18 protein-coding genes are annotated in these 14,551 nt (G+C 68.3%); 11 read left to right on the top strand and 7 right to left on the bottom strand.

Translation table 11 applies throughout. The annotated features are described in order from the left end of the window. Positions 1-122: 122 nt before the first annotated feature. Positions 123-392 (bottom strand): hypothetical protein, encoded by a 270-nt coding sequence (locus tag ACFQV6_RS43585; RefSeq protein ID WP_378033622.1) that lies wholly within the window; start codon positions 390-392, stop codon positions 123-125. 22 nt (positions 393-414) lie between these two features. On the opposite strand from ACFQV6_RS43585, the gene ACFQV6_RS43590 reads away from it, so the two are divergent. From ACFQV6_RS43590 to ACFQV6_RS43630, 9 genes are all read left to right on the top strand, one after another. Continuing rightward, positions 415-1,080 carry a helix-turn-helix transcriptional regulator gene (locus tag ACFQV6_RS43590; protein ID WP_378033623.1) on the top strand — a complete coding sequence of 222 codons (666 nt, stop codon included), beginning with the start codon at positions 415-417 and terminating at the stop codon, positions 1,078-1,080. A 595-nt stretch (positions 1,081-1,675) separates the two neighbouring features. Beyond that, complete coding sequence (locus tag ACFQV6_RS43595) at positions 1,676-2,482, top strand: rod shape-determining protein (protein WP_378033624.1); 807 nt, start codon at positions 1,676-1,678, stop codon at positions 2,480-2,482. Between the two features lie 61 nt (positions 2,483-2,543). Next, positions 2,544-2,885, top strand: a complete 342-nt coding sequence (locus ACFQV6_RS43600; RefSeq protein ID WP_378033625.1) for a TraR/DksA family transcriptional regulator — start codon at positions 2,544-2,546, stop codon at positions 2,883-2,885. Between the two features lie 67 nt (positions 2,886-2,952). After that, a complete protein-coding gene (locus tag ACFQV6_RS43605; protein ID WP_378033626.1) occupies positions 2,953-3,315 on the top strand; it encodes an STAS domain-containing protein in 363 nt (120 codons plus the stop codon). A gap of 164 nt (positions 3,316-3,479) precedes the next feature. Further along, a complete protein-coding gene (locus tag ACFQV6_RS43610) occupies positions 3,480-4,352 on the top strand; it encodes a universal stress protein (RefSeq protein WP_378033627.1) in 873 nt (290 codons plus the stop codon). Between the two features lie 65 nt (positions 4,353-4,417). Next, positions 4,418-4,690 (top strand): DUF3040 domain-containing protein, encoded by a 273-nt coding sequence (locus tag ACFQV6_RS43615; RefSeq protein WP_378033628.1) that lies wholly within the window; start codon positions 4,418-4,420, stop codon positions 4,688-4,690. Between the two features lie 329 nt (positions 4,691-5,019). After that, entirely contained in the window at positions 5,020-5,706 is a 687-nt protein-coding gene (locus tag ACFQV6_RS43620; protein WP_378033629.1) for a hypothetical protein, read from the top strand. Then, positions 5,670-6,167: an EAL domain-containing protein gene (locus tag ACFQV6_RS43625; RefSeq protein WP_378033639.1), complete on the top strand. Its 498-nt coding sequence runs from the start codon at positions 5,670-5,672 to the stop codon at positions 6,165-6,167. Before ACFQV6_RS43620 ends, ACFQV6_RS43625 begins: the two co-directional genes overlap by 37 nt. Positions 6,168-6,437: 270 nt before the next feature. Further along, positions 6,438-7,700 carry an amidohydrolase gene (locus ACFQV6_RS43630; protein WP_378033630.1) on the top strand — a complete coding sequence of 421 codons (1,263 nt, stop codon included), beginning with the start codon at positions 6,438-6,440 and terminating at the stop codon, positions 7,698-7,700. Here the strand turns inward: ACFQV6_RS43630 and ACFQV6_RS43635 are convergent. After that, positions 7,697-8,353: a trimeric intracellular cation channel family protein gene (locus ACFQV6_RS43635; protein WP_378033631.1), complete on the bottom strand. Its 657-nt coding sequence runs from the start codon at positions 8,351-8,353 to the stop codon at positions 7,697-7,699. The genes ACFQV6_RS43630 and ACFQV6_RS43635 overlap by 4 nt on opposite strands. 201 nt (positions 8,354-8,554) lie before the next feature. Here ACFQV6_RS43635 and ACFQV6_RS43640 point away from each other — a divergent pair, with 201 nt between their 5' ends. Further along, a complete protein-coding gene (locus ACFQV6_RS43640; protein WP_378033632.1) occupies positions 8,555-10,981 on the top strand; it encodes a glycoside hydrolase family 65 protein in 2,427 nt (808 codons plus the stop codon). Between the two features lie 60 nt (positions 10,982-11,041). Here ACFQV6_RS43640 and ygiD read toward each other — a convergent pair whose 3' ends face one another. Further along, entirely contained in the window at positions 11,042-11,923 is an 882-nt protein-coding gene (gene ygiD, locus ACFQV6_RS43645; RefSeq protein ID WP_378033633.1) for a 4,5-DOPA dioxygenase extradiol, read from the bottom strand. A 313-nt stretch (positions 11,924-12,236) separates the two neighbouring features. On the opposite strand from ygiD, the gene ACFQV6_RS43650 reads away from it, so the two are divergent. Continuing rightward, complete coding sequence (locus ACFQV6_RS43650) at positions 12,237-12,770, top strand: universal stress protein (RefSeq protein ID WP_378033634.1); 534 nt, start codon at positions 12,237-12,239, stop codon at positions 12,768-12,770. A gap of 74 nt (positions 12,771-12,844) precedes the next feature. On the opposite strand, the gene mnhG is transcribed toward ACFQV6_RS43650, so the two are convergent. The 4 genes from mnhG to ACFQV6_RS43670 all read right to left on the bottom strand — a co-directional run. Further along, on the bottom strand, positions 12,845-13,207 hold the full coding sequence (mnhG, locus tag ACFQV6_RS43655; protein ID WP_378033635.1) for a monovalent cation/H(+) antiporter subunit G: 363 nt from the start codon (positions 13,205-13,207) through the stop codon (positions 12,845-12,847). Beyond that, a complete protein-coding gene (locus tag ACFQV6_RS43660; RefSeq protein ID WP_378033636.1) occupies positions 13,204-13,500 on the bottom strand; it encodes a monovalent cation/H+ antiporter complex subunit F in 297 nt (98 codons plus the stop codon). The genes mnhG and ACFQV6_RS43660 overlap by 4 nt, the downstream gene beginning before the upstream one ends. Next, a complete protein-coding gene (locus tag ACFQV6_RS43665; protein WP_378033637.1) occupies positions 13,497-14,063 on the bottom strand; it encodes a Na+/H+ antiporter subunit E in 567 nt (188 codons plus the stop codon). The genes ACFQV6_RS43660 and ACFQV6_RS43665 overlap by 4 nt, the downstream gene beginning before the upstream one ends. Beyond that, a partial coding sequence (locus tag ACFQV6_RS43670; protein ID WP_378033638.1) for a proton-conducting transporter membrane subunit occupies positions 14,060-14,551 on the bottom strand: 492 nt, incomplete at its 5' end. The genes ACFQV6_RS43665 and ACFQV6_RS43670, both read right to left, overlap by 4 nt.

The raw sequence follows: 14,551 nt of genomic DNA on the forward strand, positions 1-14,551 counted from the left end.
GCGACTCGACCCATTCGTTGGTCTCTTCAGGGTCGATGTCGGGAAGCTGGCTCGGCAGGCCATCACTGATCACCGGGTGACCTCGTGGTGGTGATGCGCCGGGACGCTGGGATGACATCAGATCACTCCTCCCTGTGGCGGGTTGCAGGCTTCACGGTCATCACGAGCTCGCCGTGGTCGCCACGGTCGATCAGAACCGGCTGACGGCAATCCGCGGACAGCTCCGTCGCGCACGGCGAAGAGGACACGGCCACGGCAGCGCGACCAGCCGGTCGCCTCTCGGTGGGCCACTGGGCAACCGCCGACACCGACCGCGATGTGCCGTGAACGGCGTCCCGGATGCACGGCTCAGCGATGACGTAGGTCATGGCCACCTCCAGCTTTTTCACCATACTCTTCGGATATATTCCTGAGATGGCGGACAACGTGATCTTCAACGCACTCGCCAGCACACGCCGACGACACCTTCTGGACACCCTCCGCGGAGTCGACGAACCCCTCGACGTGACCGCACTGGTTGCCGCGACCGGCCTGCATGCGAACACCATCCGGTTTCACCTGGACGTTCTCATCCGATCAGGCCTCGTGCGGGAACGCTCCGACCGGCGCGGGACACGCGGCCGGCCCCGGCTCGGGTATGTCGCCGCCACTCAGGCGGTTTCGACCTCGGGGTACCACCTGTTGGCGCAGGTACTGGTCACCCACCTCGAACAGACCGACGACGGCGCCGCGGCCGAGACCGCGGGCGTGGCATGGGCGCAGCGCCTATGGCCACACCCACCCGGCGCCCAGCAGGAACTCGAGAGCCTCGCTACGGCCGTGGCGGCGCTGTTTGCTGAGATGGGCTTCGACCCGACCGTCGAATCAGACACCGGACGCCGTCGCATCCTGCTGCACGCCTGCCCATTCTGGAGTCTTGCCGAGGCTCATCCTGGCGTGGTGTGTGCCGTGCACCGCGGCCTCCTGCGCGGCCTCGCGGACCGGGCGGGCCGCACCGACGCCGAGGTGCGCCTCATACCGTTCATTCAGCCGCGGCTCTGTCAAGCCGAACTCATCGACGCAACAGCGGAACACCTCTGATCCGGCAGGGCGGGCACAACGGCCAACAGATCGCCTCACGCGTCACAGGACCATTCCCGCGTGGTGCAGAGATTGCCGGTCGTCGGCAAGTCGCGCCGCGGATTCTTGTCCGAGGTGGTGCGCTGCCGGCACGGCGGTGCCCGGGGCATGCTGAAAGCACACAGCTGGTTGGAAAGGGGGAGGCCGGGATGGTTACGCCGACGACGAGCACTCTTCCTGATCAGCACGGCTTCTTGCCTGTGGCTGACGCGCCTCATCGGCAGACTGAGTGGGCCTTCCCGTCCGCTGCCTCTCGATGCAGACAGCCGGCCTGAGGTGGAACTCGTACGGACGCTCTGACCGCTGGACGATCGACCTTCGTCGGCCCCACAACCCGCGGCCCGGTCAGGCATCGACCCGTCGGAGTCACCGCCCCACCGAGGATCGCGCGTCCGGGGCGGACACGGCCGAGTCGCGTACCTCCTTGCCCCACGTATCCACATCCCGCTGCGGGCCCATGACGGCACGCAGCGATCGGTGACAGAGCACGAACCGCCGAATTTCACACTGCCGCACTGTCGGCCGGCGTCGCTCTCCCTACGAGAAAGAGGTCGTCGTGACAGTGTCGCTTGGCTCCGCCACCACCCGGCCCGCCAGTGGGAACCCGAGCGGCGTGCCTCTCACCGACAGCGGTGTTCCTGCGGCCGTCGCGGTCGACCTCGGCAGTGCCTGCACACATGTGTGGGCGTCCCGGCAAGGCAGCGTCAGCGCCGCGACCGGCGAGTCGTTCGGTGTCATCGGAGGCTTGGTACGGCGCGGTCACATCATCGATGAGACCGGGTGCGTCGCCTTGCTGAGGCACCTGGTTCGCCGGTTCCCTGAAACGATTGCTGACGGTGGTGTCGTGGTCGCCTGCCGCCCCGTGCAGGCCACCACTAACGAGCAGAACGCCCTGCGCCGCGTGGTGACAGAGGTGTTCGCCCCCTCCCGGCTACTCCTGATCGATTCGGTACGCGCAGCCGCCATCGGCGCCGGCGCCGCAGCCGGCGTACGTCTCATCGTTGACGTCGGCGCGCAGTTGACCGAGATCGCACTCATGGATCACGGTCGCGTCGCCGCGGCCCGGCGTATTGACATCGGCACCCGCGACGTCAGGCTGGGCGCCCCCTTGGATCTGCTCGCCGACATCGTCACGCGTGCGGTCACCGACCTGCACGGCGAGCTTGACACCGACCATCCCGCTTCCGCGGCCCTCACCAGCGGCATGCTGCTGGTCGGCGACGGCGCGCTTCACCCCGGCTTGTCGACTCGTCTCGGCTGCGCCTTACGGATCCCGGTGCACTGCGCCGCGTCACCACGCACCGCTGCGGTCAACGGCGCCGGCTTCGCCGCGATGTCCGTGCTGCGCCATCCCGCTGCCTGAGCAGGCGAACACACCGCCTCTGGATCGCCTAGAACAATCCTGCGACAGAAGGGACAGGCCCGTGACTGCCACCACGCACCACCCGGCAAGCATCGCTGTCTCCCTGCAACTGCTGCGCGACATCTTGGAGGAGCAGTTCGCAACCCACACCAACCAACTGACTGAACTCGTCGTGTGCGGCGCACTCCCCCACCACGGCGGTCATGATCCGCACACCCTGGCTGCTCTGACGAAAACGTCGCGTCAGGCAGTCGCCGACACCGCCCACGCTTTGCAGCGCATGTCCCAAGGCACCTACGGGATCTGCGAGCGCTGCCACCAAGCCATTCCACTGGGACGCCTCCGTGAACTGCCGGAGGCCAGCTTCTGCGTCCCGTGCCACCAGGTTCGGCCCCTGCGCTGAGCATTCTCCGAACACCGCTGATCCACCTTCGGCAACTCACATCTGTACGACCGCACAAGGAGGAAACGTGCATCCTGTCCTCGTCAGAGAGCACCGGACCGGCGGCGGCCAACAGATCCTGTACCCGGCCGGCGAACTCGACGCCGTCGCCGCCGACCACTTCACCTCGATGATCGACACCGCGTTGGCCGACGACCAGCTCACAGGGGTCGTCATCGACCTGTCGGCGGTGACCTTTCTGGATTGCGCCGGCATCGGCGCCCTGGTCGCCGGTCGGCGCGCGGCGCTCCGGCTCGGGAAAGCATTCCATGTCGCCGGCGCAACCGGTCTACCACGACGAGTCTTGGAACTCACCGGAACGCTGACCGCTCTCCAGCTCAACCCGCCTTCCGAGAAGGCGACGATGCTGCGGACCCCCGTGGCCGCGTAAGCACAGACCCTCGCCCTTTCCATCTGCAGGCAGCCGATGTTCGACCATCTCGATGCTGACGGATAGCCACCCCCTGTCCCCGGGCCGTCGCCGTTCCCCGGCCAGGAAACAGCGCCTGCGCTGCAGGCGGTCACCCGGCAGCACACATCAAACGGAGGATCCCCATGAACGCCCCGGTAGTCGTCGGCTTCGACGGATCGGCAACCGCCCGGTCAGCTGTCCACTACGGCGCCCGCGAGGCACAACGACGCGGCTGTGAACTTCACATCGAGCACGTACTGGGCTGGCCGGTGATCCTTCCGCCTTTCCACGCTCCCTACGACAAATACGACCAAGGCCCGCGTACGGCAATGCTGGACCTCCTGGCGAAGGCCGCCCACGAAGTCCAGCAGGAGTACGCCGACCTGCCGGTGACCACCCACCTGCTTGACGGGTCAGCCGGCGCGGTCCTGCGTGATGCCTCACGATCCGCTCAACTACTCGTCGTCGGGCACCGCGGCTCCGGCGGGTTCGCCGGGCTGCTCACCGGTTCGGTCGCCACCCAGGTCGCGGGACACGCCCACTGCCCGGTCATCGTCGTGCGCGGCGACGACCACGTGTCCGACGACGGACCGATCGTGGTCGGCACCGACGGCTCCTCCGGCTCCCGCACCGCGGCAGAAGCCGCCTTCGCACAGGCCCGCCTTCGCGACACCGAAGTGGTCCTCGCCCATCAGCCGGCCCGCAGAAGCTCAGCCGGCGCCATCGCGACCAGCAACCTGCCGTTCTGGGCCACCGTCGGCGACTCGTCGGCGGGCGCACACGGCATCAGTGATCAACACCCGGACGTCGAATACCGTACCGAGGTCGTGTCGGGCGAATCAGCTGCCGCAGCCCTGATCACCTTCAGCCGGCGCATCTCGGCCGGCCTGCTCGTTGTCGGTTCCCGCGGCCTGGGCGGCTTCAGCGGGCTGGTGATGGGTTCGACATCCCGCAGCCTGATCGACCACGCACCATGCCCGGTGATGGTGGTCCCGTCCGCCCCCACCGCGAATTGACGGCTCAGAAGGCCAAGATCTATTCGCACTCGAGACGACCCGCCCCAGCGGTGAAGGAGCAACCCGTGCTCAGTGAAGCGGACCGGCGCCGACTCGCCCAGATCGAGCAAGAGCTTCAGGCACAGGACCCATTATTCGCCCAGCGCCTCAGCAGTGCGACGCCGCCATCCGCCTCGCCCCGCTGGTGCGGCATGAGCGCAACCAGCTGGCTGGTAGCGGCAGTCTTCACTGGATGTCTGGCCATGCTGTTGAAGAGCGGCGGAATGGCGGTGATCGCTTTACTCGCCCTCTGCCTCAGCATGGGCCTGTGGGCAGCCAACAACGGTCCCCGAGGCTGAAACGACAATGTCGGGAACACGCCCGCCGGTGACACATCGGGTGATCGCGGCGCTAGCGGCAAAGGGGCGGGCCTGACCAGGCTATCCCAGGTCACTGCCCCACTTTGCTACGGCTGGCCGACACGGCAACCGCGGTATCCGGCGGTTTCTACTGGGGTATGGACTTATTGCGGGAGGACACATGACGTGGCAGCTGCGTGACCTCCGTGTGCCCTGGTTGCTCTATCTTTTGGTCGGTATCGTGGCGGCCTCGGGTTTCGCCGCCAGCCATTGAGTGGTGGGCGACCTGGGGTGCCACGGCGGTACAGGCGTCAGCCGGGCTGGCGATTGTGTACGGGCTTGTTCGCTATCGTCCGCAGCGGCCGCAATTCTGGTGGCTGCTCGCCGTCGGCCAACTCATGTACGAGGCGGCGCAGGGCTACTGGCGGATCCCGTTCGACGGCTCACGCGGTTCGATTCCCTTCGGGCACGTCAACGACGTGTTGTATCTGGCGGCGCTGGTCTTGTTCATCGCCGCCCTGGCCACGGGCCCCCGGCCACGTGCCCGTTCCTGGGCGGGCACGATCGACAGCTTCGCCGTGGTGCTGGGCCTGGCTTTCGGCACATGGCACCTGATCGCAGCACCGTACGTGGCATCGGGCCGGCTGGATTCCTGGGGCATCACGGTCTTTCTGACCTATGAAGGCCTGGAAGTGCTGCGCATGGCCGTCCTCGTTCGGATCTTGTTGGGCGGGCGCCTGACCGGCGCCATCGCCTTGATGTCCACCGGCATGCTGGTGCAGCTCACAGCTGATCTGGTGTACGGCGTCACCCTGCTTGCGCCAAGCGGACCGGTCGACGCGTGGCAGAACGCCGGATGGATCATCGGAAGCGTTTTCATCGGTGCCGCGGGCCTCTACCGCGACCGCCCGCAGAAACCAGAGGCCGCCGCCAACGACACGCTTGCACCGCGGTCCGCTCCTGGTACCTGCACTACGGCATCGGCGTCACCGTCAACGTCTCCGCTCGCCAGCTGACAGAGAAAGGCTTTTACGACGAGGTGCTCGCCGTGCTGCACGAGTGTGCACTTCCAGGTACGGCCCTCACCCTGGAAGTCACCGAAAGCATGCTCATCGATACCAGCGGAGAGATCTCCTCCGCGATAGTGCAAGCTCTGCATCGGCTCCACACACACGGCATTCGGATCGCCATCGACGATTTCGGGATCGGCTATTCGTCCCTGGCCTATCTGCAGGAACTCCCGATTGACGTCTTGAAACTCGACCGCACGCTCACCTTGTCGGCCAACCCGACCCCACGCCAGATAGCCATCACCCGCGCGGCGATCGATCTGGGTAACGCGCTGCAATTACACACCGTAGCCGAAGGCGTCGAGTCCGCCGAGCAAGCTCAGGTACTGCGACAACTCGGCTGTCCCAAAGCCCAGGGATTCCACTTCGCGCGCCCGATGGCCGCCGATCAGATCACCGCGCTGTGAACGGCGGTACCCCCTACCACGCCGCAGCGGTGATGCACTCGCATCCGGCCCCAGTACCGTCGTGAACAGGTAAGCGTGGATCCAGTCGACTCAGAAAGGACCACGACGGCATTACTGCCCGCTCAGCGCGAAGCCCGATGTCAGGTCGAAAATTGCTCATTGCGCATCGACCCCCGCTGCCTGCTCAAAGTCAGGGCGGACATCGTCCCGGCTCACGTATTGTCGGCCTACAGGCGTAACGCTCATTGCAGCGAAATGCGAGGAGCCGACATGACGACGTCGTCCGCCGCATCGAAGGTGCTGGCCCGCCACGAGGACATCCGCGCCGAACAGGAACAGCTCTACCAGCAGTTGCACCAGCACCCTGAGTTGTCCCACCAGGAGCACCGCACCGCGCGGACGGTCGCTGAAGAGCTCCGCAAGGCCGGTTTCGAGGTGCACGCCGGTGTGGGCGGCACGGGCGTGGTCGGTGTCCTGCACAACGGAGACGGCCCCTCGGTGCTGCTACGGGCCGACATGGACGCCCTGCCGATCCGCGAGAGCACCGATCTGCCCTACGCGAGCACCGCCACGAGCACCGACAGCGACGGCAACGAGGTCCCGGTGATGCACGCCTGCGGGCACGACGTCCACGTGGCATGCCTGCTCGGCGCCGGCCGGCTGCTCGCCGACAGCCGCGACGTCTGGCGGGGAACGCTCATCGCCCTGTTCCAGCCGGCGGAGGAGGCCGGCGACGGAGCTCGCGGCATGGTAGACGACGGTCTGGCCGGCATCGTCCCCGGCGTCGACGTGGCGCTCGCGCAGCATGTCATGCCGCTGCCCGCCGGCTGGGTCGGCACCGGCGCCGGTCCGGTGCTGTCCGCGGCGGACAGCATGCGGGTGACCGTCCACGGCCGCGGCGCCCACGGGTCGATGCCGCACGCAGCGGTCGACCCGGTGGTGCTGGCCGCGATGATCGTGGTCCGGCTGCAGACGGTGGTCGCGCGGGAGGTGCCGCCCACGGAGACCAGCGTGCTCACTGTGGGAAGCATTCAGGCCGGCACCAAGAGCAACGTCATCCCGGATTCCGCGCAGTTGCTGCTCAACCTGCGCACGTACAGCGACTCCACTCGCGAAAGAATGCTGGAGGCCGTCCGCCGGATCGTCGTCGCGGAGTGTCAGGCTTCCGGATCACCCCGGGAGCCGGAGTTCGAGCTGTTCGACCGCTTCCCACTGACCGACAACGAGCCCGCGGCGACCGAGCGGGTGGCCGCGGCCTTCGCTGCCTTCTTCGGCGATCGGGCCACGGTCCTGCCGCAGCAGTCAGCGAGTGAGGATTTCAGCGACATTCCCAACGCTCTGGGTGTCCCCTACACCTACTGGTGCGTCGGTGGTGTCGACGCTGAGACCTACCGCCGGGCCGAGCGGGCGGGCCGGGTGGCTCAGGATGTTCCGGTCAACCATTCGGCCCGGTTCGCTCCGGTCATGCAACCCACCTTGAGCACGGGGACGCAGGCGCTTGTTGTCGGCGCTCTGGCGTGGCTCGCCGGCTAGTTGTCACCGGGCGGTCCCGGCCGCCCGCTGCTGGGCGGTCTCGGCGCGTCCCAGCCGAAACGCAAGCCGGCCACCCGGATCAGGAAGCACACCGCGGCCGCGCACAACGCTGCCGGTACGCCCAGCACCGCGTCGACGCCGCCATGGTCGGCCGCGACCAGCAGCGCGGCGCCGACCAGCGCCGGGATCGCGTAGAGGCCGCCGCTCAGCACGCTGGGAACCCGCTGGACCAGCACGTCCCGCACCGTTCCGCCGCCGACGCCGGTGATCGCGCCGAGGATGATCGCCTGCACCGGGCCGGCCCCGAACTCGAGCGCCTTGCCGGCTCCGGTGACCGCGAAGAGGGCCAGGCCGGCCGCGTCCAGGACGTCGATCGCACCGCTGAACCGTTCCAGGCGGCTACCGAGCCAGAAGACGATCAGTCCTCCGCCGGCGGCAACGGTCAGGTACCGCCAGTCCATGAAGGCGGCCGGAGGCACGGCACCGAGCAGGACGTCGCGGATCGCGCCGCCGCCCACCGCGGTGATCATGCCGAGCGTGACGACACCGACGATGTCGACCCTGGCGGCACGCAGGGCGGTCAGCGCACCGTTCAACGCGAACGCGAAGGTCCCGGCGAGGTCGAGGACGAACAGCACGGACGGACCAGACATGGCAAGAGGTCTACCGCATCACCGGCGTTCCACGGCGTGGCGGCGTACCGTTTGACCCCAGTCGCACTGTCGGTCAGGGTGAAGGATGACGTGCCGGGCGCTGGCGAGATCCCGGGTTCACGGGAGGCTTCGTCCGTGCGGAGGTCACATGTCCACGATTGCATCGCGCCGCCCGGAGCACACGGAACTGCGGGCCGCCGCATGATCGGCGACGCCGTGTTCCCGGTCGATGCATGGCAGGTTCGGGAACCCTCGCTGGACGTGGGCCGACTGGCGCAGACCGAGTCGGTGCTCGCCCTGGCCAACGGGCACATCGGGCTGCGCGGCAACCTGGACGAGGGCGAGCCCCACATCATCGCGGGCACCTACCTCAACTCGTACTACGAACGGCGCCCGCTGCCGTACCCGGAGGGTGGCTACGGCTACCCGGAGCAGGGACAGACCGTCGTCAACGTCACCGACGGAAAACTCATCCGGCTCATGGTCGACGACGAACCGTTCCACGTGGCGCACGGACGGCTACACGCTCACGAACGAGTCCTGGACCTGCGTGGCGGCGTGTTGCGGCGCTCCGTCGACTGGGAGTCCCCGGCGGGGCAGCGGGTGCGGATCCGCAGTTCGCGGCTGGTGTCTTTCACGCAGCGGGCGGTGGCCGCCATCGAATATGAGGTCGAGGCGCTCGACCAGCAGGTGCGTGTCACCGTGCAGTCCGGGCTGGTGGCCAACGAGGAGCAGCCGCAGAAGTCCGATGATCCTCGCGTTGCTGCGGCGCTGGACCGCCCACTGGTGGCGGTGGCGCAGGACACCGAGCAACACGGCGCGGTGCTGCTGCACCGCACGAAAGCCAGCGGTCTACTGATGGCAGCCGGCATGGATCACTTCGTGGAAGCGCCCGGCGATTACGACGAGGAGACCGACGTCCGCGAGGACTGGGCGCGCACCACGGTGGTCACCGTGCTGCGCCCCGGCGAGCGCTTGCGGATCACCAAATTCCTCGGGTACGCGTGGAGCTCCTCTCGCTCACCGCAGGCGCTGCGCGACCAGGTCGCCGGCGCGCTGACCGGCGCACGTTACGCGGGCTGGGGCGGTCTCAGTGCCGATCAGCAGGCCTACCTCGAGGACTTCTGGGATGCCGCGGACGTCGAGATCGACGGTGATCCGGTGCTGCAGCAGGCAGTCCGTTTCGGCCTGTTCCATGTGCTGCAGGCCGGCGCCCGCGCAGAGCGGCGGGCCATCGGCGCCAAGGGCCTGACCGGACCGGGGTACGACGGGCACGCTTTCTGGGACACCGACGGCTTCGTCCTGCCGTTGCTGACCTACATCGCCCCGCACGCCGCGGCCGACACACTGCGCTGGCGGTACAGCATCCTCGATCAAGCACGGCACCGGGCCCGGACTCTGGGGCTGAACGGCGCGGCGTTCCCGTGGCGCACGATCCACGGTGAGGAGTGCTCGGCCTACTGGCCGGCCGGCACCGCGGCGCTGCACCTCAATGCGGTGATCGCCCGCGCTGTCGAACGATACTGCCGGGTGACCGGCGACGACGTTCTGGAGCCGGAATGCGGCCTGGAGATTCTGGTGGAGACCGCCCGGCTGTGGATGTCGCACGGTCACCACGACGCCGACGGCGTCTGGCATGTCGACGGCGTCACCGGGCCGGATGAGTACAGCGCCGTCGCCGACGACAACCTTTTCACCAACCTGATGGCCGCCCGGAACCTGCGGGCCGCCGCCGACGCGTGTGCTCGCCTGCCCGCCGCCGCCGAACGGCTCGGCGTCCAGGCGCAGGAACCGCACCTGTGGCAGGCGGCCGCTGATGCTGTGCACGTGCCCTACAACGACCGGCTCAGCGTGCACGAGCAGTCCGCCGGGTTCACCCGTTACGCCCCGTGGAACTTCACCGCCGAGCGCCAGGCCGAACCACTGATGCTGCACGCTCCGTACTTCCAGTTGTACCGACGGCAGGTGGTCAAGCAGGCCGATCTGGTGCTGGCCATGCATTGGTGCGGCGAAGACTTCACCGCCGAGCAGAAAGCCCGCAACGTCGACTACTACGAGCGCATCACCGTACGCGATTCTTCGCTGTCGGCTTGCACGCAAGCGGTGATGTGCGCCGAGGTCGGCCATCTTCAGCTGGCGCATGACTATGCACGGGAGGCCGCGCTGGTGGACCTGCGTGACCTGCACGGCAACACCCGCGACGGGTTGCACCTGGCATCGCTGGCCGGGGCATGGTCGGCGATCGTCGAGGGATTCGGCGGTTTACGGGAACACGGCAGTGTCCCGGCGCTGGCGCCGCGGCTGCCCGAAGGAATCAGCAGTCTGCGCTTCCGTCTGCGGCACAGCGGCCTGCGGCTGCTGGTCGAAGCCGACCACGAGGCCGTGCGGGTGTCTCTGCGCGACGGCGCGAACGCGCGGCTCGCGATTCTGCTCTACGGCGAGGCGATCGAGGTGACCGCCGACGAACCGGTGCAGCGCCCCGTCGTGGGCCTGAACCCGCTGCTTCCCCCGCCCGAGCAGCCCCCGGGGTACGCACCGGACCGCGCCACGCTCATCGGCCGCACGCCCTCTTCAGCCACGCGATCTGCTGGTTCTGCCTCGCGCGGGCACAGTCCGAGCGACGTGTAGCGCGCAGGCTGACCACACGGCCGGCAAGCGCAAGCTTCAGCCCTGGCGAGCGGACGTGGATCAGATGTTCGATGCGTCCGGCGGCAGATCTGCGGGAGGCTGCGGGGATCCGCCGACTCCGGGGGTGTGCGGGCAGGACGGGCCGAGTGTGTACGCGGTCATCGACAGCGAGCCGTAGGCGTACCCGTCGACCAGGACGCCGGTGTCGGGTGCCGCCGACGCCGAAGCCAGGCCGGCCAGGTACAGGGCCGGAATGAAATGGTCCGGTGTCGGCACGGCGTGCCGGTAGTCGCGGTGCGCGTCCAGCGCCGCGAACTCGGCGGGATCGCTCAGCATGCGGACCTTGGCGTCCTCGTCGAAACGCTGGGCCCAGTCGTATCCGTCGTCGGCCAGGCCCCAGTCCATGCCGCGCAGATTGTGCACGACGTTGCCGCTGGCGACGATCAGCACACCGCGCTCACGCAGCGGAGCCAGCTTCGCGCCGAGCTCGAGGTGATAGTCCATGGGCTTGTCAGCGTTGATGCTGAGCTGCACGACGGGAATGGAGGCGTCCGGGAAGGCGTGCGTCAGCACCGACCAGGTGCCGTGGTCGATGCCCCAGCTGTCGATGTCCGCACCCACCCAGGTCGGGTGAACGGTGTCGCTGATCTCGGCGGCCAGCTCGGGCAGGCCCGGCGCCGGATACTGCACCTCGAACAGCGGCTGCGGAAACCCGTAGAAGTCGTGGATCGTCCGGGGCTTGGCCATGGCGGTGACCGCGGTCGCATTGATGTACCAGTGGGCGCTGACGACCAGGATGACGCGCGGGCGGGGAACCGCGGCGCCGAAGGCCTTCCACGCTGTCGTGTAGCGATTGACGTCAAGGGCGTTCATCGGGTTGCCGTGTCCGATGAACGCCGCCGGCATCAAGGTGCCCGACGTGCCGGAGATCTCTGCGCTCACGATGGTGGCCTTCCACTGTGCGGCACGGTTCCTGTCCCGGTGCAGGCGTCAGTGTAGTGGCCGAGCTCATCGGTCACGCCATCGTCGAGTCCGCCACCACTACGAGACCCGGTGCACGACCATCGCGCCAACGCGATGAAACCAATTGATGCCGCAGGTTCCGAGCAAGCCCTCTTCGCCGTTGCCGGACATCGGCAACGTCAGCGCCGCCGATTGACTGTTGACAGCTCTCACCGGTGATTCCCGGACGGATGATGCTTGGCGGAGAACAATGGCGATCAAGACCATCGATCGGAGTGCGGGGAGGCGTGTGATGCACCAGGACCCAGGGCAGCGGGTGAGTTCGCTGCCGATCGTCGTCGGCGTGGACGGTTCTCCTGGATCGAAGGCCGCCTTGCGATGGGCGCTGCCACAGGCCGATCGAACAGGCGCCACCGTTGATGCGGTCTCGGTATGGACACCGACCCCGGCGTCCTTCTACGCGTATGCCTGGACGGTGCTCCCTCAGGTGGACGATGACGTGGCTGATGCCACCGAGAAGGCGTTGCTGGACACTCTCGTCGAGGTCACCACCGAGTACGGCAGGTCGGCGCCGATAAGGCCCCGCTTGATGCGGGGCCGACCCGCGCAGGAGTTGGTCCGAGCCTCTCGTTCAGCGCAGTTGCTCGTTCTGGGCGGACCGGCTCACGGGCCGATGGCGGGACTACTGCTCGGATCCGTCAGCCACCAGTGTCTGCAGGCGGCCGCATGCCCGGTGCTGGTGGTGCCGGCCGGCCCCGTGCCCTTCGCAGCTGGTACCGAAGGACGCGCCGGCGGAGTCGTGCCGGCCGGGGGTGGAAGCCCTTGACATCCCTGCCGCCCTGAACGACGGCCGGCGGCACCGTGGTAACGCGCCGGGGATGGTCGGGCAGCATTCGGCCGTCACCGCTGATCCGCACCCGTGTTCGCGCGGTCCTCGGCCAGTTCGTCGACCACAAGGAGGTCGGTGCGCACCTGCCCGCTGCGGTACACCGCTCTGCCGACCATGTGCGCGGCGACCGGTGCGGTGGCGAGCTGGAAGAGGCCGATCAGGACGAGGGTCGTGATGTCGACGGTGTTCTGCAGTCGCAGCGCCGTACCGGCGAGAATCAGCAGCAGGCCCAGGACCTGGGGTTTGGTTGCCGCGTGCATGCGCGCGAGCAGGTCGGGGAAACGTAGCAGCCCGACGCCGGCCGCGAGGCTGAGCAGTGCTCCGGAGATCAGGCAGGTGCCGGCGAGGACATCGGCGACGGTGTCGAGGGTCATCGCCGGCTCCTCGGGGCGAACCGGCCCCCTGATGCGGAGCCGCTTCCCGGGGCGAACCGGGCGACGCTGACCGAGCCGATGAAGCCCAGGATCGACAGGACCACCAGGATCGGCAGCGACGTCGCGTCGCGGGTGTAGGCGGCCTCCGCGGCGATCGCGCACACCACCACGGCGAGCAGCACGTCGACGGCGACGATGCGGTCCAGCGTGGTCGGTCCCCGCACGACGCGGACCAGGACCAGCGCTGTCGCGGCGCAGAGCAGCACCGACACGATGACACCAACGACGATCATGCGGGTTCCCCCTCGAGCATCTTGATCTCGGCGTCCGAGCCGATGGCCCGTACGATGCGGGCCTCTATCTGATAAACGCTGTCGCGGAACTGCTCCACGGCGGCACGGTCGGCCACCGCGATGACGTGGATGTAAAGGGTCGTCGAGGCCTGGTCGGTGTCCACGATGAGGCTGCCGGGAATCAGCGACACCGCCTCGCCGGTCAGCGTGAGCACCAGATCGCTGGGCACCCGCAGCGGCACCCGGATGATGGCGCTGCGGGGCCGGTGACCGAAACGGAACGCCAGCAGGGCCAGTTGCACGCTGGCGGCGACCAGATCGGCGACGAACCGCCACGCCAGGCGCAGCAGCCCGCGCAGGCGAGGGCGACCGCCGAAGGTGACCGGCGGCAGCGGAAACACGGCCAGCACGACGACGGCGACGACCAGCCCGGTGATCAGGTGGAACCAGGAGAAGACACCCCACAGCAGCATCCAGATTCCGGTGATCCCGGCCGCCGCGACGATCCGATCGCGCCATCGCACGCGAGCCGGCACCTGACCGGCTGCCGCGGTACGGTTCATGGTGACTCCTGCCCGAAGACGGCGTGCACGTACGGTTCGCGGTCGAGAAGTTCGGCGGCTGCCCGGCTGGTGACGTCGAACAGCGGTCCGGAGATCAGGGTGAGCCCGGTCGCCAGCACGACAAGGGCAACCGTCGATCCCACCATCAGCTTCGGGAGCACCCGGCCGGCAACGGCGACGCCGCCCGCCGGGCTCTCCGTGCGCGGCTCGCGCCAGAAGGCCAGGTTCCAGACGCGGCCGATCGCGTAGAGCGTGAGCAGGCTGGTGACGACGCTGCCCGTGACGAGCAGCCAGGCCAGGACCCCGCCGTCGGCGACGCCGGCCTGCAGCAGGCCGAGTTTGCCGAGGAACCCGGAGAACGGGGGTATGCCCGCGAGGTTGAGCGCCGGCAGGAAGAAGAGCACGCCGAGTACGGGTGCCAGCCGGGCGAGCCCGCCGAGCCGGTCCAGGGTGGTGGTGCCGCCCCGCCGCTCGATCAGCCCGGCGGC

It is taken from the genome of Actinoplanes sp. GCM10030250 (genome assembly GCF_042666575.1).
Classification (GTDB): domain Bacteria; phylum Actinomycetota; class Actinomycetes; order Mycobacteriales; family Micromonosporaceae; genus Actinoplanes.